This is a genomic window from Saccharospirillum sp. HFRX-2 (assembly GCF_043196805.1).
Taxonomy (GTDB): Bacteria; Pseudomonadota; Gammaproteobacteria; order Pseudomonadales; family Natronospirillaceae; genus Saccharospirillum.
Window position 1 is genome coordinate 102,258 of sequence record NZ_JBEBMU010000007.1, and the last position, 20,290, is coordinate 122,547.

20 protein-coding genes are annotated in these 20,290 nt (G+C 55.0%); 8 read left to right on the forward strand and 12 right to left on the reverse strand.

All coding sequences use genetic code 11. From position 1 onward, the window contains the following. Positions 1-63: 63 nt before the first annotated feature. Both minD and minE read left to right on the forward strand, forming a co-directional pair. Positions 64-873, forward strand: coding sequence for a septum site-determining protein MinD (gene minD / locus ABMA60_RS14610; protein WP_392804410.1), 810 nt, complete (start codon positions 64-66; stop codon positions 871-873). A 1-nt stretch (position 874) separates the two neighbouring features. Further along, entirely contained in the window at positions 875-1,126 is a 252-nt protein-coding gene (gene minE, locus ABMA60_RS14615) for a cell division topological specificity factor MinE (RefSeq protein ID WP_392804412.1), read from the forward strand. A 60-nt stretch (positions 1,127-1,186) separates the two neighbouring features. Here the strand turns inward: minE and trxB are convergent, their stop codons facing one another. Next, positions 1,187-2,143: a thioredoxin-disulfide reductase gene (gene trxB / locus ABMA60_RS14620; protein WP_392804414.1), complete on the reverse strand. Its 957-nt coding sequence runs from the start codon at positions 2,141-2,143 to the stop codon at positions 1,187-1,189. A 191-nt stretch (positions 2,144-2,334) separates the two neighbouring features. Then, complete coding sequence (ampE, locus tag ABMA60_RS14625; protein WP_392804416.1) at positions 2,335-3,147, reverse strand: regulatory signaling modulator protein AmpE; 813 nt, start codon at positions 3,145-3,147, stop codon at positions 2,335-2,337. Between the two features lie 117 nt (positions 3,148-3,264). Here ampE and nadC point away from each other — a divergent pair, with 117 nt between their 5' ends. Further along, positions 3,265-4,140 (forward strand): carboxylating nicotinate-nucleotide diphosphorylase, encoded by an 876-nt coding sequence (nadC, locus tag ABMA60_RS14630; RefSeq protein ID WP_392804418.1) that lies wholly within the window; start codon positions 3,265-3,267, stop codon positions 4,138-4,140. 53 nt (positions 4,141-4,193) lie between these two features. Here nadC and ABMA60_RS14635 read toward each other — a convergent pair whose 3' ends face one another. Further along, complete coding sequence (locus ABMA60_RS14635) at positions 4,194-4,655, reverse strand: pilin (protein WP_392804420.1); 462 nt, start codon at positions 4,653-4,655, stop codon at positions 4,194-4,196. 271 nt (positions 4,656-4,926) lie between these two features. Here ABMA60_RS14635 and pilB point away from each other — a divergent pair, with 271 nt between their 5' ends. The 5 genes from pilB (at position 4,927) to ABMA60_RS14660 (ending at position 9,523) form a co-directional block, all read left to right on the forward strand. Continuing rightward, on the forward strand, positions 4,927-6,606 hold the full coding sequence (gene pilB / locus ABMA60_RS14640) for a type IV-A pilus assembly ATPase PilB (RefSeq protein ID WP_392804422.1): 1,680 nt from the start codon (positions 4,927-4,929) through the stop codon (positions 6,604-6,606). 110 nt (positions 6,607-6,716) lie between these two features. Further along, a complete protein-coding gene (locus ABMA60_RS14645; RefSeq protein ID WP_392804424.1) occupies positions 6,717-7,841 on the forward strand; it encodes a type II secretion system F family protein in 1,125 nt (374 codons plus the stop codon). After that, the gene (locus tag ABMA60_RS14650) at positions 7,841-8,707 is read left to right on the forward strand and encodes a prepilin peptidase (RefSeq protein ID WP_392804426.1); all 867 of its coding nucleotides are present in this window, start codon (positions 7,841-7,843) and stop codon (positions 8,705-8,707) included. The genes ABMA60_RS14645 and ABMA60_RS14650 overlap by 1 nt, the downstream gene beginning before the upstream one ends. Further along, a complete protein-coding gene (gene coaE / locus ABMA60_RS14655; protein ID WP_392804428.1) occupies positions 8,704-9,330 on the forward strand; it encodes a dephospho-CoA kinase in 627 nt (208 codons plus the stop codon). Before ABMA60_RS14650 ends, coaE begins: the two co-directional genes overlap by 4 nt. After that, on the forward strand, positions 9,320-9,523 hold the full coding sequence (locus ABMA60_RS14660; protein WP_392804430.1) for a DNA gyrase inhibitor YacG: 204 nt from the start codon (positions 9,320-9,322) through the stop codon (positions 9,521-9,523). Before coaE ends, ABMA60_RS14660 begins: the two co-directional genes overlap by 11 nt. 6 nt (positions 9,524-9,529) lie before the next feature. Here ABMA60_RS14660 and mutT read toward each other — a convergent pair whose 3' ends face one another. From mutT to ABMA60_RS14705, 9 genes are all read right to left on the reverse strand, one after another. Then, positions 9,530-9,943, reverse strand: coding sequence for an 8-oxo-dGTP diphosphatase MutT (gene mutT / locus ABMA60_RS14665; protein ID WP_392804432.1), 414 nt, complete (start codon positions 9,941-9,943; stop codon positions 9,530-9,532). Between the two features lies 1 nt (position 9,944). Further along, positions 9,945-11,165 (reverse strand): bifunctional glutamate N-acetyltransferase/amino-acid acetyltransferase ArgJ, encoded by a 1,221-nt coding sequence (argJ, locus tag ABMA60_RS14670; RefSeq protein WP_392804434.1) that lies wholly within the window; start codon positions 11,163-11,165, stop codon positions 9,945-9,947. A 10-nt stretch (positions 11,166-11,175) separates the two neighbouring features. Then, positions 11,176-13,911: a preprotein translocase subunit SecA gene (gene secA / locus ABMA60_RS14675; protein ID WP_392804436.1), complete on the reverse strand. Its 2,736-nt coding sequence runs from the start codon at positions 13,909-13,911 to the stop codon at positions 11,176-11,178. Between the two features lie 166 nt (positions 13,912-14,077). Next, the gene (locus ABMA60_RS14680; RefSeq protein ID WP_392804438.1) at positions 14,078-14,929 is read right to left on the reverse strand and encodes a peptidoglycan DD-metalloendopeptidase family protein; all 852 of its coding nucleotides are present in this window, start codon (positions 14,927-14,929) and stop codon (positions 14,078-14,080) included. An 82-nt stretch (positions 14,930-15,011) separates the two neighbouring features. Then, the gene (lpxC, locus tag ABMA60_RS14685) at positions 15,012-15,929 is read right to left on the reverse strand and encodes a UDP-3-O-acyl-N-acetylglucosamine deacetylase (RefSeq protein ID WP_392804440.1); all 918 of its coding nucleotides are present in this window, start codon (positions 15,927-15,929) and stop codon (positions 15,012-15,014) included. A 138-nt stretch (positions 15,930-16,067) separates the two neighbouring features. Then, positions 16,068-17,228, reverse strand: coding sequence for a cell division protein FtsZ (ftsZ, locus tag ABMA60_RS14690; protein WP_108162896.1), 1,161 nt, complete (start codon positions 17,226-17,228; stop codon positions 16,068-16,070). A gap of 110 nt (positions 17,229-17,338) precedes the next feature. After that, complete coding sequence (gene ftsA / locus ABMA60_RS14695; protein WP_392804442.1) at positions 17,339-18,589, reverse strand: cell division protein FtsA; 1,251 nt, start codon at positions 18,587-18,589, stop codon at positions 17,339-17,341. Positions 18,590-18,597: 8 nt separating this feature from the next. Further along, positions 18,598-19,371 (reverse strand): cell division protein FtsQ/DivIB, encoded by a 774-nt coding sequence (locus tag ABMA60_RS14700; protein WP_392804445.1) that lies wholly within the window; start codon positions 19,369-19,371, stop codon positions 18,598-18,600. Next, positions 19,368-20,288: a D-alanine--D-alanine ligase gene (locus tag ABMA60_RS14705; RefSeq protein ID WP_392804447.1), complete on the reverse strand. Its 921-nt coding sequence runs from the start codon at positions 20,286-20,288 to the stop codon at positions 19,368-19,370. Before ABMA60_RS14705 ends, ABMA60_RS14700 begins: the two co-directional genes overlap by 4 nt. Between the last annotated feature and the right edge of the window lie 2 nt (positions 20,289-20,290).

Here is a 20,290-nt window from a genome sequence, read left to right on the forward strand (position 1 = left end):
TCCCCGTCGCTCGGGACTGCTTCCGCCTATTTATCGAATCAACGGATACAGGAAACCCGCATCTTGGCAAAGATCGTCGTCATTACCTCCGGCAAAGGAGGCGTGGGCAAAACCACCACCAGTGCCGCCATCAGCATGGGCCTGGCTTTGAAAGGTCACAAAACCGTCGTTATCGATTTTGACATTGGCCTGCGCAACCTCGACATCATCATGAACTGCGAACGCCGGGTGGTGTTCGATTTCGTCAACGTTATTCAGGGCGATGCCAGCCTCAACCAGGCGCTGATTAAAGATAAACGCTGCGATCAGCTGTATATCCTGCCGGCGTCGCAAACGCGCGATAAAGACGCCCTGACCCGCGACGGCGTCAAAACCATCCTCGATCAACTGGCCGAGCAGTTTGAGTACATCATCTGCGACTCCCCGGCCGGTATTGAACAGGGTGCGCAGATGGCCTTGTATTACGCCGATGAAGCCATTGTCGTGACCAACCCGGAAGTCTCCTCAGTGCGCGATTCCGACCGCATTCTGGGCATCCTGCAAAGCAAGAGCCTGCGCGCCGAAACTGGTGCCGAGCCGGTTAAGGAACATCTGCTGATTACCCGTTTCGACCCGGAACGTGTGGCCCGCGGCGAAATGCTGACCATTCCGGATATCGAAGAAATTCTCGCCGTGCCGCTGCTCGGCGTCGTGCCGGAAAGTCAATCGGTTCTCAATGCCTCCAACAAAGGCATGCCGGTGGTCTTGGATGACAAGAGCGATGCCGGCCAGGCCTATCTGGACACCGTCGATCGTTTCCTTGGTGAGGACAAACCGCACCGTTTCCTGGAAGCCCAGCGCAAGGGTTTCTTCAAACGGGTCTTCGGAGGCTGAGATGGCATTTTTCGACCGCTTTCGCGACAAGGAAGAGGCCCGTTCGGCAGATGTCGCCCGCGATCGCCTCAAGGTGATCGTCAGCCACGAGCGCCGTCAACGCAATGCGCCGGCCTATCTGCCCGCTTTACAGCGTGACATTCTGGCGGTGATCGAAAAATACGTTCAGGTGGAACCGGATCAGGTGCAGGTGGATCTGAACGATGACGGCAGTCATTCGGTCTTGGAAGTGAACGTCAATCTGCCGAAATAAACCCGCTGTTCACGCATAAAAAAACGCCGGCATCTGCCGGCGTTTTTGTTCCGAAGCAACTCAGGCGTGCTTGAGCTTATCCAGATATTTTTCCGCATCCAGCGCCGCCATACAGCCGGTACCGGCCGACGTAATGGCCTGTCGATAAATATGGTCCATCACATCGCCGGCAGCAAAGACGCCAGGCACACTGGTCTGGGTGGCGTTACCGGCAAGGCCGGAATTCACCTTGATATAACCGCCTTCCATAGCCAACTGACCTTCGAAGATCTGAGTATTGGGCGTATGGCCGATGGCAATAAAGACACCATCTACAGCTAATTCTGAGGTGCTGCTGTCGAGGGTGTTTTTCAGGCGCACGCCAGTGACACCCATGTCATCGCCCAGCACTTCGTCCAGGGTATTGTTCCAATGGAACACCACCTTGCCTTCCTTCTCTTTCTCCACCAGTCGATCGGCGAGAATCTTCTCCGAACGAACGCTGTCGCGACGGTGAATCAGATGCACCTTGCTGGCGATGTTGGCCAGATACAGCGCTTCTTCAACAGCGGTATTCCCGCCGCCGACCACAGCCACCTCTTTGCCGCGGTAGAAGAAACCGTCGCAGGTTGCGCAAGCAGACACACCCTTACCCTGGAAAGCAGTTTCGCTTTCCAGACCCAGATAGCGGGCGCTGGCACCGGTGCTAATGATCAGCGCATCACAGGTGTAAACGCCTTGGTCGCCTTCCAGACGGAACGGCTTTTCGCTCAGGTTGGTGGTGTGGATATGATCAAAGATGATATCGGTATCGAAGCGCTCGGCGTGCTCCTTCATCTTTTCCATCAACTCAGGCCCTTGCAACTCAGCATGACCGCCCGGCCAGTTTTCAACCTCGGTGGTGGTGGTCAGCTGACCGCCCATCTGCATGCCGGTAATGACCACCGGTTTCAGGTTGGCTCGAGCCGCGTAAACAGCTGCGGTATAGCCGGCCGGGCCGGAACCAAGAATGATCAGTTCATGGTGTTGAGTGCTCATAGCGGAGTATCCGTCCATTCAAAAGCGTGAGAGAAATTCGACTGGCGCATAGGATGGCGGCTTTATCGATTGAATCAAGCCTTGCCTTGCTATAACCCTGATTGTTTTTAACTAACATCAAGAAGGATCGCATCCCGCCCGGCGGGCCGGTTGGCCGTGGCCCAGAACGGGAGTTTTCGGTGCCGTCGTATTTACCAGGAAAAGATGGTGAAGACCGCCAGCACGACCAGCCACAGCACCTGAGCCCGCTTGATCAGCAATAGCAGGTCTTCGGGCTTCTGCTCATGGGGTTCACCCGGTAACGATGAACGAACTGCTGAGGCCAGCAAGGCTCGATCCACATACTCGAATTCACGCAGCCGACGCACCCAGATGGCAAAGCCCTGCGCAAAGTTACCAACCAGGGCCAGGCTCAGGGTAAGCAGTCTTACCGGTATCCAGTTCACCGCATGGCTCAACTGCAGCGCCAACGGACCACCGGGCTCGCCACGGAAGATTGGCTGCACCAGTGACAGTGAAGACGACATGATCACGCCCGGCACACCAAAGGCCACATACCAGAACAGGCTGACAAAAAAATGCTGAAACAATTGATAAGCAAGGCCCTGTTTCAAGGCCTGGTCCATCTGGCTGGGACCACGTTCATAGAGACCTTCGGACATCCCCATTGTCGAGACAGCCAGTTGATAGGCGCCGTCAAAATCACCTTCATCCTGCAGCGCCCGGTAGGCCTGCAGTTGATCGGCCTGATCACCAGGCCCGAAGGCCAGCACCAGGACCACGAAACCTAAAACCGGCGTCAACCACCACAGCTGCGCCCACCATAACAACAGCCAGACCAGTACCGCCGGCAATAAAACAATCAGCAATAAGGCGACCGTACTGCCGCCTAAACGGCGTACCAGCCCAGCCAGAATGGAATGCATGGAATCGATACCAGGCAAGCGCCGGGCGGTCACACTCAGTGATACCAGCCAGGCCAACAACGCTGCCAGAAAGGTCATGTTGCAAAGCTCCGATTTGCGGACACGGCGGCCAGATTAACATCGGCACCAGTCGATTGCGAAGCGCTCGCTGCCGTCTCTATAATGCCGGCCTCACCCGACAACAGCGGAAACCTGATGTTCATCGCCGACACCTCTTACGCCGCCATCCTGAAAGATCATCTGAGCCGTGCCGTTGGTTTTGCTCTGGAGGAAGACCTCGGCAGTGGTGACATAACCGCTGAATTGATTCCGGCGGATACCCAGGCCAAAGCCAGTGTCATCACCCGCGAAAATGGCATTTTATGTGGCCGCGAATGGTTCGCAGAAACCTTTCGCCAGATCGATGCCAAGGTCCAGCTGAACTGGCATTTTGAAGACGGTGCCGAAGTCCAACCCAACGACACCCTGGTCGATATCAGCGGCAGCGCACGCAGCATCTTAACGGCCGAACGCTGCGCACTGAATTTTCTGCAAACACTGAGTGGCACCGCCACTGCGGCGCAGCGCTACGCCAGCCTCGTTGCCGATATGCCGATCGCCATTCTCGATACCCGCAAAACGCTGCCAGGTTTACGGCTGGCGCAGAAATACGCCGCTTTGGTGGGGGGTTGCGAAAACCATCGACTGGGGCTCTATGATCGTTTTCTGATCAAAGAAAACCACATCACGGCCTGTGGCGGTATTCGCCCGGCTATCGCCCAAGCCAAAACCCTGCACCGGGATATCGCGGTGGAAATAGAAGTGGAAACCATGGCTCAGCTGGATGAAGCCATTGAGGCCGGCGCCGATATCGTCATGCTGGATAATTTCGATACCGAAGCAACGCGCCAGGCAGTGGCGCGCGCAGCGGGTCGGGTCAAGTTGGAAAGCTCCGGAAACTTTGATCTGGATCGGCTCAACGCCGACCTCGCAGCCGGCGCCAATGTCGATTTCATTTCAGTCGGCGCCATTACCAAGCATGTTCAAGCGATGGACCTGAGCTTGAGACTGACCATGCAGACACCGAGCTGATTGTTATAAAAAAGCCGTTGCCTTAACCGGCAACGGCTTTTTTATTTATTGAGTCAAACGAGTGGCTGGTCTTTGTCTTCACAACCTCCCGGCGTATAACTCTCTTCCCAGCCAGGTGCTGCCTCGGTATAGATCACACAGCTCCAAAGCCCTCTGTCGTCGCGTTCCAACGACAGTATGGCTCCGCTGATGGATACCGATGTATCACCGCCCAGCGTGGCTCTTAAGAAACCCGAGCCATCACCCGACTCTTGAAAATCAATGTGGTAATTCCCCTCACCTACCAAGGACGATATCTGGCCGCCTATTTCATCAAGCTTGGTGAAATCGGCATTGCCGCGCATCAGTCGGTCCTCGACGTTAGACTTCAATGCCGTCAGTTCTCCATAAACCCGGTTAACCTGCGTTCTAGCGATGTGATCTTGGTAGGTTGGCACCGCCAAAGCGGCGAGAATCCCAACGATCGCCACAACGATCATCAGTTCAATTAAGGTAAATCCCTGTTGTATCCGCATTGCTTTCTCCTTCGTTATCAATGCATCAGGCTACGTCCGGTGTAGCATGATCAGTTTTTCCTGCTTGATCATGCCAAGCCTGATTTGAAGAGGTAAATGCTACCTTTCACCACAAAAAGAGTACTGGGTCACAACCTTAGAATAAGTTGACACTCAGAGTTCTGTTGAGCACACCTCTTCGGATATAAAAACCGTCAATATAGGATTTATCGTCGGCACATGGAATGAGCCGGATGAGTATCATCCTTCACGTTACGACAAAGGATTGTCTATGACTGCCCCACTGAATAGTTTGGCGCGTCGCCTGGTTCAGGCTGAATTATTGGATGAACAGGAAGCGCTGCTGGCTCTACAGCAAGCACAACAGCAAAACCTCAGCCTGATATCCCACCTGATTAACCTGCACCAGATACCGGCCCAAAAACTGGCCGAAGTCGCTGCTGCTGAATTCGGCTTGCCACTATGCGACCTCAATAGGTTTGACCTGTCACAGGCGCCCAGAGATTTAATCGCCGATCATCTGTTGCAGACCCACAGAGTTATTCCGCTGGCGCAGCACGATGGTCAGTTATCCATCGCCCTGTCCGATCCGACCAAGTTGCAGGCAGTAGAGGACATTCGGTTTCATACCGGCATGGCGGTCACCGCTTTTCTATTAGCCGATGATCAACTCGAACAGCTTCTGCAAAACTGGCTCGATAAGACCACAGAACTATTGCTGGAACCGCCCACAGCCGATACCGGCACAGCCAATACAGCCCCAATGGGCGACCTGAACAAGGAAAAAGACGACGCGCCTGTTGTGCGTTTTATCAATCAGATGTTAGCGGCCGCCATTCGTCAGCGAGCATCCGATTTGCATTTCGAACCTTACCAAAACAGCTACCGGATTCGCTTTCGTATTGATGGTGTTCTACAGGACATTGCCCAGCCGCCGCCCGCTTTCGGACCGAAGTTGGCGGCGCGTTTAAAGATACTGTCCAATTTGGATATTTCCGAACGCCGCTTGCCTCAGGATGGCCGCATGAGTGTGCAACAGCAGACCGGCAGCGTGGATTTTCGCGTCAGTACATTGCCGACACTCTTTGGCGAAAAAATTGTGCTACGCGTTCTGGATTCATCTCAAACGCGGCTGAATATTAAGGCATTGGGGATGAGCGCTGATCAGCAGCAAGCGTTCTTAGCAGCCCTGAAAAAACCGCAGGGTATGATATTGGTAACCGGCCCGACCGGTTCCGGTAAAACAGTCTCGCTCTACACCGGTCTGAGCATTCTTAATCGGGATGGTATTAATATCTCAACCGCCGAGGATCCGGTGGAGATTCATCTCGATGGTATCAATCAAGTCAGTGTCAATAACCGAATCGGTCTCGATTTTGCCACCGCCCTGCGCGCTTTTTTACGTCAGGACCCGGATGTCGTCATGGTGGGTGAAATACGCGATCTTGAGACAGCAAATATCGCCATCAAAGCCGCTCAAACCGGCCACTTGGTATTGTCGACACTGCACACCAACAGTGCCGCCGATACCCTGACCCGCCTGCTCAATATGGGAGTAGCGCCGTTCAATTTGATCTCCAGCATTCGCATGATCATCGCACAGCGGCTGGTACGCCGGCTCTGTGATCATTGCAAGCAACCGCTTCAATTAAGTCAACAAAATCTCCTGAGCGCCGGTTTTGATAAAGCCCAATTAAGCTCGGCGCAGTTGTTTCAGGCGGTCGGCTGTGAGCAGTGTCATAACGGTTATAAAGGGCGCATTGGTCTGTACGAACTCGTCACTCTCACACCAGAACTTGCGCAACGTTTATTGGCGGACAGTCACACAGCAGATCTGCACGACGCCTTTGCTAAAGCAGGTTTCAGCACCTTGCGGCAAGCCGGATTAACAAAAGTGCTGAGCGGTGAGACCAGTTTGGATGAAGTCTACCGAGTCACTCTCAGTGATTGAACGGAGGCAAAATGGCAACGTCTTCACAACCTGTTCGACAGTTCGACTACCTGGCCACTGATCGCAATGGCAAACAACACAGCGGCACCATTGCCAGTCATTCGGCAGGTTTGGCCAGAGCCCGATTAAGACAGCAAGGGATGGTTCAAATTATCCGTCTGCACAAACAAAACCATCACTTGAACGGCTTCATGAGCCCTATTAAATCAGCCGATATTGCTGCGCTGACACGTCAACTGGCAACGCTATTGAAAGCCGGTGTTCCTTTGATGCAAGCGTTCGATATTTTAATCGACGGGCTGACCAACAAACGACTGGCAAGTCTGATCAGGCAGGTCAGTATTGAAGTCGCCAGTGGCAACACGCTGTCTAGCGCCCTGCGCCAACATCCTCGTTATTTCGGCACACTTTATTGTGCTCTGGTTGACGCGGGTGAAACGGCCGGCGCACTCGATGTCATGCTGGAACGTCTCGCTTTGTATCAGGAAAAAGCCGAGCAGATACGTAAAAAAGTCAGAGGAGCCTTGGCTTACCCAATCACTGTTTTGATCATCGCCGTAGCCGTCACTGTGCTGCTGCTGTTAAAGGTGGTGCCGACCTTCGCTGATCTTTTCACCAGCTTCGGTGCGCCCTTGCCTGCCGCCACTGCGTTGGTAGTACAACTATCAAACGGCCTGCGGTTGCATTGGCCTGTCCTGGTCATCTTGTCGATCACAGGCAGTTTGACAATGCGCTGGCTGATGCGTCGTTCTATCCGATCGCGGCAGGCCTGGCAACGATTAACGCTGAAGCTTCCGGCTATCGGTAAGCTATTGCACCAGGCCGCGATGGCTCGTTATGCCCGCACCCTCTCGATCACCTTTGCCGCCGGTGTTCCTCTGGTTCAAGCACTGCAGTCAGCCGCCACCGCCTCCGCCAATGTGGTCTATGCCAACGCCATTAATGAGACGGCTAAAAGTGTCGAAACCGGTACTGAACTGGCTGTCGCCATGCGCGAACACAGCTGCTTTCCCATATTGCTAATCCAAATGGTCGCGATCGGTGAACAGTCCGGTACGCTCGATGCCATGTTGGCCAAGTCGGCGGCCATTTATGAAGACAATGTCGACCAGCAGGTGACTGCCCTGAGCGCTATTATGGAGCCCTTGATCATGACAGTATTGGGACTGTTGGTCGGTGCTTTGGTAGTATCCATGTATCTACCCATCTTCCGCATGGGAGCGGTCATCGGTTAATGAATTTGTTTGAACTTTTGCAAGCCAGTCCAGTGTTGCTGCTCATTTTTGCTGGTGTTGCCGGTTTGATTTTTGGCAGCTTTCTGAACGTTGTTATTCATCGATTACCGATCATGATGCAACGTGCCTGGGCACGTGAAGCGGCACTGATGGAGGGGCGTGAACCGGCAGCAAAACAGCCGTTTAATCTGATGCAACCGGCATCGCACTGTCCACATTGCAATCACCTTATCCGCGCCTGGGAAAACATCCCGCTGTTCAGTTACCTCATCCTGCTCAGAGGTCGTTGTTCTCAGTGCCAAAGTCCTATTTCACCGCGTTATCCATTACTGGAAGCCGTTGCCGCCTTGCTGGCACTGGCGGTCGCCTGGCAATTTGGAGCCAGCTTGCAGACGCTGTTATTAATGGGATTTTTCTGGACTCTGTTGGTACTGAGCGCCATCGATATTGATCACCAATTATTGCCCGATAGCCTGACCCTGCCGTTGCTCTGGGTTGGCCTGCTGATCAATATCAACGCTTTGTTTGTACCCCTGACTGATGCGGTTATCGGTGCCGCAGCTGGTTATCTGTCGTTGTGGTGCCTGTATTGGGCTTTCAAATTACTGACCGGTAAAGAAGGTATGGGTTATGGCGATTTCAAACTCTTTGCCGCTTTCGGCGCCTGGTTTGGCTGGTCAAGTCTGCCACTGATCATCATGCTGGCGGCCGTTGTCGGGGCGTTGATCGGCATCGGCGCCATCGTTGTGCGCGGTCGTGACCACCAGCTTCCGATTCCCTTTGGTCCTTATCTGTGCGGTGCTGCTCTGGTGTACGTATTCTGGGGAGAGGCACTTATTCAGTGGTACCTGGGGACGCTGACATGATCATTGGTCTGACCGGTGGTATTGGGTCTGGGAAATCGGCGGCGACGGCCATCTTCGAACGCCTTGGTATCGGTTGTGTCGATGCCGATCAGGTTGCCCGTGAGGTTGTGGAACCGGGCGAGCCGGCACTGGCAGCCATCACTGAACATTTTGGCGCCGACCTCCTTAGCGACGACGGCCGGCTGAATCGCGCTGTGTTACGTGAGCGCATCTTCAAGAACGAACAGGATCGACTCTGGCTGGAAGCCTTATTACATCCGTTAATTCGTGAACGCATGACCGAGCAGCTCAGCGCTCAAACCTCGCCTTACGCAATTCTGGTAGCACCTTTATTGTTTGAGAACGACTTGGATAAAGGCTGTGAAGCGAGCATCTTGATCGACGTTCCAGAAGACCTCCAACTGCGCCGGGTCGTCGCTCGTGATGGCGTCGACGAAGTACAGGCCAAAGCCATTATTGCCCGCCAGATGAGCCGTATCGAGAAGCGACTGAGGGCCGATCATGTCATCGACAACAGTGGTTCCTTGGCTGAATTGGAAAACGCCATAGTTGCATTGCACCAGCAGATTATGGCAAAACGTCCCACCCAAAGTTCAGATACAGGCAACCGTCATGACGACTGAAGTCCCTTGTCCGACCTGCCGCAAGATCACCCTCTATGATGCGTCCAACCCCAGCCGGCCATTTTGCAGCGAGCGCTGCCGTCTAATCGATTTGGGAGAATGGGCCAGCGAAGGCCATCGAATTGCCGGCAAACCGGCTGCGGAGGAATTACTCAGTGATGATCTGCCGCCTGACTACGACCGGGATTCTTAGCGCGCGTTAGGACTCGCCAACCAGATACGCCTGCAACTGCTCAATCAGCGGCTGATTGGCTTCGGGGAATTTATATTGGTCCAAGTCGGAGACCGCAACCCAACGCACCGGCTGGCCCTCCAGACCCTGAGCCTGGCCGGCAAAGCCTGGACATACCCAGGTATCCAAACGGACAGCCTTGTCACCATAATCAAATTCCAGGCAGGTGAGTGCGACCATCCGCTCAGGGTCAACATCCAAGCCGACTTCTTCAGCCAACTCGCGGCGCAATGCCTGGGGGGTTGTTTCGCCGGTTTCCACCTTGCCACCAGGAAACTCCCACAGTCCGCCTTGATGCTGATGATCGCCACGCTTGGCGATCAGCACCTTGTCGCCGTCCAATACCATACCCACAGCAACGTTGATCAGTCGGGTCGCCATCTCAGGTCCGATACTCAGCGTTGATGCGGATATATTCGTACGACAGGTCGGTCGTCCAGACCCGGTCAGCGACATCACCACGGCCAAGCACCACACGAATGGTCAGTTCTTCCTGCTGCATAACTTTGCTGCCGGCGGCTTCGGTATAGTCTGCCGCCCGCTCGCCCTGAGTCACGATCTGAACGTCATCCAGCCAAATATCAATCTGGCTGACATCCAGACCTTCGACACCACTACGACCTACGGCAGCCAGAATTCGACCCCAGTTGGCATCGGAAGCCGTCAAGGCGGTTTTCACTAACGGGCTGTGCGCAATGGTGTAAGCCACCGCCAGTGCTTCATCGACCGAACCCGCCTGCTCGACGGCGACTTCGACAAACTTGGTGGCGCCTTCGCCATCGCGCACAATTTCGTGTGCCAGACCGCGCATAAGCTGCGTCAAGGCGTCGAGAAATGATTGGTAATGCGGGTGCTCAGCGCTGTCGATTTCGCCAGCCTGGCTGCGACCAGTGGCCACCAGCATGCAGGCGTCGTTCGTTGAAGTATCACTGTCGACGGTAATGCGGTTGAAGCTGGCATCGGTGGCTTGGCGCAGAAGGCTATCGAGCAGTTCCGGGGCGACCTTGGCGTCGGTGGCGACAAAGGCCAGCATGGTCGCCATATTTGGCTTGATCATGCCCGACCCTTTGGCGATGCCAGTGATGCTGACGGTGTGACCATCCAGCACAACCTGCTGCGACAACCCTTTAGGGCGGGTATCGGTGGTCATAATACCGCTGGCAGCGGCCTGCCAATTATCCGCCTGAAGCTTTTCCAGAGCTGAAGGCAAACCCGCCAAGAGACGATCCATAGGCAGGTACTCGCCGATAACACCGGTCGAAAAGGGCAGCACGGACTCGCGTGGCAAACCGACCAGACGAGCCAGCTCAGCACAGCTGGCGTTAGCATCGGTCATGCCACGGGCACCGGTTCCGGCGTTGGCGTTGCCTGTGTTGACCAGCCACAACCGAGGCGTCTGCGCTTGCAAATGAGCCTTGGCCACATGAACCGGGGCAGCACAAAAAGCGTTGGTGGTGAAAACACCCGCCGTTCGACTACCTTCAGCCAGCTTGAAAACCACCAGGTCATTACGCCCAGGACGCTTAATTCCCGCCTGAGCAACACCTATCTCAACGCCATCAATCGGCAGTAACTGTCCTGTCAGACCTGGGCCGACCGCCATGCTGTTATCCTCAACTCAACTTGCCGTGACAATGCTTGTACTTTTTGCCCGAACCACAGGGACAGGGTTCATTGCGACCCACTTTCTGAGCCTGGCGGGTCTGCGGTTGAGCTGCAGCTTTGGCCGGTGGTTGCTCACCGTTACCACCGTCAGCTTCGGCCATTGCCGATGCCTGCGCATGCTGGAAACGCATCCGGGCCATAGCGGCTTCGCGACGCTTGCGCTCTTCTTCAGCGGCTTCATCCGGTGTCCGTACTTTGACGTTGGACAAGATGCGGATGGTGTCGGCCTTAACCTGTTCCAGCATCGACTGGAACAGTTCAAAGGATTCGCGCTTGTATTCCTGCTTGGGATTACGCTGCGCATAACCGCGCAGGTGAATGCCCTGGCGCAGGTGATCCATGTTGTACAGATGCTCTTTCCAGTGCTGGTCGAGCACTTGCAACATCACCTGTTTTTCGAACTGGCGCAGTGCCTGAGCACCGGCAGCAGCCTCTTTTTCTTTGTAGCGATCGTGAACCGCCTGCTGAATGCGTTCGCGAACACCTTCTTCACTGAGATGATCGTCGTCATCCAGCCATTTCTGAACTGGCAACTCCACCGCAAATTCACGTTGCAGCGCCTTTTCCAGCTCAGCGACATCCCACTGTTCAGGCAGGCTCTGCGGCGGCACGTAATAGCTGATTTCTGAGTCGACGATATCGGTACGAATATTATCGATGACGTCTTCGATGGATTCTGACGCCATCAAATCATCACGCTGTTGATAGACCACCTGACGCTGATCGTTGGCTACATCGTCGTATTCAAGCAGCTGCTTACGAATATCGAAGTTGCGGTTTTCAACCTTGCGCTGCGCTTTTTCGATGGCGTTGGTCACCATGCGCGCTTCGATGGCTTCGCCTTCTTTCATACCCAGCGATTGCATCATGCCTTTCATGCGCGGCGGCATGAAAATACGCATCAGATTGTCTTCCATCGACAGGAAGAAACGCGACGAACCCGCATCACCCTGACGACCAGCACGTCCACGCAACTGGTTATCGATGCGTCGGCTTTCGTGGCGTTCAGTACCAATGATGTGCAGACCGCCGGCATCAAGAACCTGTTGATTCAGCTCTTTCCACTGGGCCTGCAATTTATCCAGATCTGCCTGAGACGGATTTTCCAGCTTCTCGGCTTCGGTTTTCCAGTTACCACCGAGCACGATATCGGTACCCCGACCAGCCATGTTGGTGGCGATGGTAACCGCGCCGGGACGACCCGCCTGCGCAATAACATCGGCTTCGCGATCGTGTTGCTTGGCGTTCAATACATTGTGTTCGATCTTGGCTTTTTTGAGCGCTTCAGAAATGCGCTCTGAGGCCTCAACCGACGCAGTACCAACCAAGACCGGGCGGCCTTTATCCCGCTCAGCGATGATGTCATCAATGACTGCCTGGTATTTTTCCGCCTCGGTCAGATAGATAAGGTCATTCTTATCAACCCGGGTAATGGGTTTGTTAGTGGGAATAACCACCACATCCAGACCGTAGATCTGATTCAACTCGAAGGCTTCGGTATCCGCCGTACCGGTCATGCCGGAAAGTTTGTCGTAGAGACGGAAGTAATTCTGGAAAGTCGTCGATGCCAGCGTCTGGTTTTCTTTTTGCACCGTCAGCCCTTCTTTGGCTTCAACAGCCTGATGCAAACCATCGCTCCAGCGACGTCCCGGCATGGTCCGACCGGTGTGTTCATCGACAATGACAACCTGCCCTTCCTGCACAATGTAATCGACATTGCGCTGGAACAGGTGGTGGGCTTTCAAACCGGCTGTTACGTGATGGAACAGCAAAAGGTTATGAGGGGCGTAGAGCGATTCGCCTTCGGGCAGCAAACCGGCCTGATGCAACAGGCTTTCGACTTTCTCGTGACCCTGCTCGGTCAACTCGATCGTCCGGTTTTTTTCATCGACCTGAAAATCGCCGGGCTTGGCGTCTTCACCTTCATTGGCTTCATAAGCTCGCTGCAAAGAAGGGATCAGCTTGTTGATCTGCAGATAGCGTTCGCTGGAGTCTTCTGCGGCGCCCGAGATAATCAACGGCGTGCGGGCTTCATCGATTAAGATGGAGTCGACTTCATCGACAATACCGTAGGGCTGACCACGCTGATATTTATCAGCCAGGCTGAAGGCCATGTTGTCGCGCAGATAGTCAAACCCGAATTCGTTGTTGGTGCCGTAGGTAATGTCGGCTTCGTAGGCTGCGCGCTTATCTGCAGGGTCTTGTCGTGACACAACGACGCCAACAGTCATGCCCAAAGCTTCATAGAGGGGACGCATCCACTCGGAGTCACGTTGAGCCAGATAATCGTTGACGGTAATAACGTGCACACCTTTGGCAGGCAGCGCATTGAGATACACCGCCAAAGTCGCCACCAGCGTTTTACCTTCACCGGTTTTCATTTCGGCGATTTTGCCGGCATGCAGCACCATGCCACCAATCATCTGCACATCGAAATGGCGTAAACCGAGTGTACGTTGGCTGGCTTCGCGCACCAGAGCAAAGGCTTCCGGCAGTATCGCGTCCAGGGTTTCGCCTTGCTCCAGGCGCTGACGGAACTGCGCAGTCTTATCGCGAATACCATCGTCGGTAAGCGCCTGCATTTCAGGCTCTAGAGCGTTAATACGTTGAACTAAGCGGCTCAACCGCTTTACTTCGCGGTCGTTCTTGGTACCGACCACCTTACGGATCAGAGTGGTGAACATAGGAAGTGTCGTTTTTAGATTCGATTCAAAGACTTAAGTGATGGCCCACTATACTGACTGCAAGTGCATTTGTCTTTGAAATTGGCGAAGAATCGCCATCTAGGGGAGTTCAAATCAGCAGGGAAGTATTTTGGGCCGAGTACCAATGGTGCTCGGCCCAAAATATTTAGAATCTAGCGACGCGGTTAATGTATTCCGCCGGATCGACCGAGCGACCACGATGATGCACTTCGAAGTGAGTATGCGGTCCGGTTGAACGGCCGGTGCTGCCCATCAAAGCGATGACATCATTCTTCTTAACGACATCACCCACATTAACCAACACTTCTTTGGCGTGAGCGTAACGCGTCACATAGCCATTACCGTGATTGATCTCGACCATGTTGCCATAGCCATAACGCTCACTGGCCCAGGTAACAACACCGGCAGCCACGGCAATGATGTTAGACCCATCTTTGCCCGCGAAGTCGACACCATCGTGCCAGGCAACGTCGCCCGTGAACGGATCGTTACGATAACCATAACGAGAACTCATCCACCCTCGTTCGATCGGACGACCAGCAACAAAGGTTGCCGATTGAATCTTACGATCACCCAGCAGGGAATTAAGTACTGACAACTGCTGCTCACGGTCATCGATCATTGACGACAGACTATCCAGAGCACCAACAATATCCGGCGGCGTATAGCTGCCAGCTTCGGTTTCAGGACCGCCAACACCGGGAGGAATGGTGAAATCGAACTCGCCGTCATCAAGCTCAGCAACGTCAACCAGACGTTCGCCCAGTGCATCCAGGCGCGTTAAGCGTGATTGCAACTCCGCCAGCTTTACCGTCAGAGCGCGAATCTGCTCTTCGGTATGCTCACGAGTGCGATCAAGCTCGCTCTCCTGACTGACCAGGCGCTGCTGCCACTGCTTGACCGCCTGAATATCGATGATGGATGGCTCGCTAGCGCGGATCCACTGAATCGATAACACAGCCAGAGTTACCAAGCTGATGATACCGAGTGTCAGCATCGTCACTAAAGCAGAAAATGTAACCGTACGGGACCGACCGTGCCGTCGGCTAACCACTATGATGTTCATACCGCAGTACTACCTAGCTCGTTGCCAGAACGGGCGCGTAAGCGATGGGCACGGATTCGGCCTCGCCTTCCTCAAAAGTCACAAACTCCCAGGCATCTTCTTGCTTGAGTAGTTCGCGCAGCAGGAGGTTATTCAGACCATGACCGGATTTCACTCCCGTGAAACGACCAATCAGGCTGTGGCCCAACAGATACAGATCGCCAATCGCGTCCAACACCTTGTGTTTGACGAATTCATCTTCGTAGCGCAACCCATCTTCATTCAGTATCTTGTAGTCGTCAACCGCAATAGCGTTATTAACGCTGGCACCCAAGGCCAGGTTGTTCGCACGCAGGTATTCGAAATCGCGCATAAAGCCGAAGGTACGCGCCCGGCTGATTTCTTTAACGAAGGCAGTCGTGGAAAAATCCAACTCTGCAGTCTGAGCACGATCACGAAATACCGGGTGATCGAAATCGATGGTAAAGCGCACCGCAAAGCCATCATACGGCTCAAAGCGTGCTTCCTTATCACCGTCGACGATGGAAACCGGCTTGGTGATACGAATAAAACGCTTGGCTTTGGACTGCTCTTCGATACCGGCAGACTGCAACAAGAAGACAAAGGGACCGGCACTGCCATCCATAATCGGTACTTCAGCAGCACTGACTTCAATATAGGCATTATCCACACCCAGGCCGGCACAGGCGGACAGCAAGTGCTCCACCGTGTCGATGCTCACATCACCCTGCACTAACGTCGTGGACAAAGTGGTATCGCCCACATTCAGGGCATGAGCAGGAATTTCCACCACCGGATCCAGATCGGTGCGGCAGAATACGATACCAGTGTCCACTGGCGCTGGTTTCAGCGTCAGGTACACCTTTTTGCCTGAATGCAGGCCCACGCCGGTGGCGCGAATGGTGTTTTTCAGAGTGCGTTGCTTAACCATGGGGTGAATTGACCCTATAAAGTAAGTGGTTCCTTAGCCTGGGGCCTGCGGAATACCGTATAGCTGTTCCAAGAGCCGGCATTCTAGCAGAACCGAAGCTGTGCACAAATGGTGCGCTGCACAACTATTAACCAGTTCTCAGTCTGCCTGACGTCTCAGAAAGGCCGGAATATCTAAATAGTCCAGATCTTTCGCACTGCGAACGGGCTTGGCGTCCTCTTCTGGGGCGGCCGGCTGAGCGTTACGCACCGCAGTAGGGCGTTCCAGCTTTTTATAGTCGACACTGCCATCAGATTTACGGGTGTTATCCACCGCAACCTGCGGCTTGGCGGCTCGCGCTTCGCCCTGACCAATGCCTGTTGCAACGACAGTCACCCGAACTTCGTCTTTCAGCTCCGGATCAATAACTGTGCCAACAACCACAGTGGCTTCCTCGGAGGCGAACTCCTCAATGGTGTTACCCACTTCGGTAAATTCATCCAGCCCCAGGTCCACACCCGCCGAGATGTTCACCAGAATACCGCGGGCCCCGGTCAGATCGACGTCTTCCAGCAGCGGACTGCGAATCGCCATCTCTGCGGCACGGGCCGCACGGTTCTCACCAGAGGCGATGCCGGAACCCATCATAGCCATGCCCATTTCAGACATAACGGTGCGGACATCGGCAAAGTCGAGGTTGATGGTGCCAGGACGAACGATCAGATCCGCCACACCCTGGACGGCGTTCTGCAACACATTGTTCGCTTCCGAAAACGCTTCCAGCAGGGTGACATTCTTACCCAGCACGGTCAGTAATTTTTCGTTCGGAATGGTAATCAGCGAATCAACACTTTCACGCAGCAGTTCCAGACCTTCCATCGCCACTTTCATGCGACGACGACCTTCGAACGGGAACGGCTTGGTGACGACAGCAACCGCCAGAATACCCAGATCACGTGCTACCTCAGCCACCACAGGTGCGGCACCGGTACCAGTACCACCACCCATGCCTGCGGTGATAAATACCATGTCGGCACCTTTAAGCACTTCAGCGATGCGTTCACGGTCTTCCAGCGCCGCTTGACGCCCTACTTCCGGGTTGGCACCGGCACCCAAACCGCGGGTAATGCCGTTACCCAGTTGCAGTTGAGTCGTCGCACCGACGCCACGCAACGCCTGAGCATCGGTGTTGGCGCAAATAAATTCGACGCCATCGATCTTCGATTCCAGCATGTGGCGGACAGCATTACCACCACCGCCACCACAACCAAAGACCTTAATGACTGCGGATTGCGGCTGTTCATCGACCAGCGTGAACATGTCGCCACCGTTCATGTCGGTATCATAATTGGACATCTTCCTGCTCCTATCCTCGTGTTATTCAATCGGGCGTTACGCCCGAGCCCTGAATTCTGTTGTTCAATACGTTCTTAAAAATTGTCAGCGACCCATTGCTTGAAACGCGCCCAGCCACCCAGATCGTCGTCCGAGTTACGGCCTTTGGCGACGGCCTGACCGCCCCCGCTGGTACGCAACTGCTTCAAGCCGTACTGCAACAACCCCACACCGGTCGCATGGATGGGATTGGCAACCACGTCCGACAAACCGGAAACGCCCTGGGGCGCCGCCAGACGGACGGGTACATGAAACACTTCCTCGGCCAGTTCAACGGCACCCTCCATCTTGGCGGTACCACCGGTCAGCACGATGCCGGCCGGGATCATGTCTTCGAAACCGCTGCGGCGCAGCTCTGCCTTGACCAGGTTGAACAACTCTTCGTAACGCGGCTCCACCACCTCAGCCAACGCCTGACGGGTCAGTTCGCGCGGACTGCGGTCGCCCACCGAAGGTACCTTGATGGTTTCGTGTTCACCGGCCAGTTGCGACAGCGCGCAGGCGTACTTGATCTTGATTTCCTCGGCATGCTGCGTCGGTGTGGCAAAGGCCATGGCGATGTCATTGGTGACCTGATCACCGGCAATCGGAATCACTGCTGTATGACGAATTGCGCCTTCGGTGAAGATCGCCATATCGGTGGTACCACCGCCGATATCGACCATGCACACACCCAGCTCTTTCTCATCGTCAGTCAGCACTGATTGCGAAGAGGCCAACTGCTCCAAAATGATCTGATCGACTTCCAAACCGCAGCGACGCACACACTTCTCGATGTTCTGCACCGCATTCTGCGCCCCGGTCACCAGATGAACCTTAGCTTCCAGGCGCACGCCGAACATGCCCAGCGGCTCCTTGATGCCTTCCTGGTTATCGATGATGTATTCCTGCGGCAGGATATGGAGGATCTTCTGATCCGCCGGAATCGCCACCGCCTGAGCTGCATCGATCACCCGTTCCAGATCCGCATCGATCACTTCTTTTTCTTTAATCGCGACAATGCCGTGGCTGTTCAGGCTGCTGATATGGCTGCCGGCAATACCCACGTAGACCGAGTGAATATCGCAACCGGACATCAGCTCAGCCTCTTCCACCGCGCGCTGAATGCTCTGCACAGTGGATTCGATATTCACCACCACGCCCTTCTTCAAACCACGCGACGGATGCGAACCGAGCCCGACAATTTCAATACCGCCCTCGGCTGTCACCGTGCCGACGATGGCAACGACCTTGGACGTGCCTATGTCCAGGCCGACGATCAATTTTCCCTTAAAAGGCGATGTCATGATTCACCTCATGCCGATGGTTCGTTGTCAGCCCGCCGCCCGACGGCAACACCGTTGGGGTAACGAGCATCAATGTATTCAATGTCATTCAGCTCAAGCGGACGGCGCTCCAGCAATGCCACCACCCGAGTCGTGCGATCGAGCATGTCGCTGGAACCCAACGCTACCTGAATGCCGTTATCCAATTGCAAATCCCAGGCGCCGCGCGGATGCATTCTTACCCCCGCCAGGCGCACACCCGAGTCAACAAAGACCCGGGAATATTGCAGATACTGATCCATCACCCGCTTGGCCTGGCCACTGGGCCCACGCAAATCCGCCAGCACCAGGTCAGCCACCGGACGCGACAATGGCTCGCCGTCACTGTTTAAAACCTGTTCGCCGTTCCAACGTGCCACCGGCTGATGCTCCTCGATGTGAATCTGCAACTGATCCGGCCAGACCTTACTGACCAGCGCCTGTGACACCCAGGGCAGTGCTTCAACATCTTTGCGCACCGCCTCCGGCGAAATCAGCAGCAAACTGCGCCCCTGGTACTGCGCCAGGGTGTCATCCAGATCAGCGCGGCTTTGATAGACCAACACCTCATCCAAGGCCCAATTGTTCAGCGCCAGCGGCTGCCAATTCACTTCCAAACCCAACACCCAGCGCCCGGCGGTAATCAACAGCGCCAACACCACACCACCCGCCAGAGCCCGCAACCCATAGCGCAGCGGCTTACGCCAGTTGAGCGGACTCTTTCTCAGAGTCGCGCCCTGTTTACGCTTACGCGCATCGTTCAAGAGGGCGTTCCCACCGTGGCCAGAATTTCATGCATCAACTGCGGCAATTCCCAGCCGTGCGCGCGAGACGCCTTAGGCACCAGGCTGTGATCGGTCATGCCCGGTATGGTATTGACCTCCAACACCATGGCCTGACCGGCTTCGTCCATCATCAGGTCGACCCGACCCCAGCCGTGACAACCCAGAGCGCGAAACGCCTGCAACGCCAGCGACTGCACCTCGGCTTCGCGCTCTTCACTGAGACCGCAGGGCAGAAAATAGCGGGTGTCATCGGACACATATTTCGCCTGGTAGTCGTAAAAGGTATTGGCGGCTTCCAAACGAATGGCCGGCAGCGGCTGATCGCCGACGATGCCGACGGTGTACTCACTGCCGGCGATAAACTGTTCAATCATCACTTCGCCATCAAAGCGAAAGGCTTCGGCACAGGCCGCAGCCAACTGCTCGGCGCCATCGACACGGCTCATGCCGATACTGGAACCTTCATGCACCGGCTTCACCATGACCGGATATTCCAATTGCTCCTGCACCGCTTCGCGCTCTGCATCGGAACGAATCACCGCAAAGGGCGGCGTCGAGATACCGGCACTGGCGAACACCCACTTGGAACGCAATTTGTCCATGGCCAGGGCCGAACCGAGCACACCGCTGCCAACGTACGGCAGGCCGTGCCACTCCAATAAACCCTGTAACTGGCCATCTTCACCGCCACGGCCGTGTAACATCGGGAAAACCACATCGACGTCCAACTGACTGACCCACTCAACCAAAGAGGCCTTATCGGTGACATCAAAGGTGACCACTTCATAGCCCGCATCGCGCAGCGCCTGAATAACCGTCATGCCGCTGTTCAACGCAACGTCACGTTCGGCCGACATGCCACCGTAAGGCACGGCAACCCGTTGAAATTTTTTCATCG

Bases quoted from the DNA above. Each gene is read 5' to 3' on its own strand.
- minE (WP_392804412.1), top strand. From the start codon at position 875: ATGGCATTTTTCGACCGCTTTCGCGACAAGGAAGAGGCCCGTTCGGCA.
- trxB (WP_392804414.1), bottom strand. From the start codon at position 2,143: ATGAGCACTCAACACCATGAACTGATCATTCTTGGTTCCGGCCCGGCC.
- ampE (WP_392804416.1), bottom strand. From the start codon at position 3,147: ATGACCTTTCTGGCAGCGTTGTTGGCCTGGCTGGTATCACTGAGTGTG.
- nadC (WP_392804418.1), top strand. From the start codon at position 3,265: ATGTTCATCGCCGACACCTCTTACGCCGCCATCCTGAAAGATCATCTG.
- ABMA60_RS14635 (WP_392804420.1), bottom strand. From the start codon at position 4,655: ATGCGGATACAACAGGGATTTACCTTAATTGAACTGATGATCGTTGTG.
- pilB (WP_392804422.1), top strand. From the start codon at position 4,927: ATGACTGCCCCACTGAATAGTTTGGCGCGTCGCCTGGTTCAGGCTGAA.
- ABMA60_RS14650 (WP_392804426.1), top strand. From the start codon at position 7,841: ATGAATTTGTTTGAACTTTTGCAAGCCAGTCCAGTGTTGCTGCTCATT.
- coaE (WP_392804428.1), top strand. From the start codon at position 8,704: ATGATCATTGGTCTGACCGGTGGTATTGGGTCTGGGAAATCGGCGGCG.
- ABMA60_RS14660 (WP_392804430.1), top strand. From the start codon at position 9,320: ATGACGACTGAAGTCCCTTGTCCGACCTGCCGCAAGATCACCCTCTAT.
- mutT (WP_392804432.1), bottom strand. From the start codon at position 9,943: ATGGCGACCCGACTGATCAACGTTGCTGTGGGTATGGTATTGGACGGC.
- argJ (WP_392804434.1), bottom strand. From the start codon at position 11,165: ATGGCGGTCGGCCCAGGTCTGACAGGACAGTTACTGCCGATTGATGGC.
- secA (WP_392804436.1), bottom strand. From the start codon at position 13,911: ATGTTCACCACTCTGATCCGTAAGGTGGTCGGTACCAAGAACGACCGC.
- ABMA60_RS14680 (WP_392804438.1), bottom strand. From the start codon at position 14,929: ATGCTGACACTCGGTATCATCAGCTTGGTAACTCTGGCTGTGTTATCG.
- lpxC (WP_392804440.1), bottom strand. From the start codon at position 15,929: ATGGTTAAGCAACGCACTCTGAAAAACACCATTCGCGCCACCGGCGTG.
- ftsZ (WP_108162896.1), bottom strand. From the start codon at position 17,228: ATGTTCACGCTGGTCGATGAACAGCCGCAATCCGCAGTCATTAAGGTC.
- ftsA (WP_392804442.1), bottom strand. From the start codon at position 18,589: ATGACATCGCCTTTTAAGGGAAAATTGATCGTCGGCCTGGACATAGGC.
- ABMA60_RS14705 (WP_392804447.1), bottom strand. From the start codon at position 20,288: ATGAAAAAATTTCAACGGGTTGCCGTGCCTTACGGTGGCATGTCGGCC.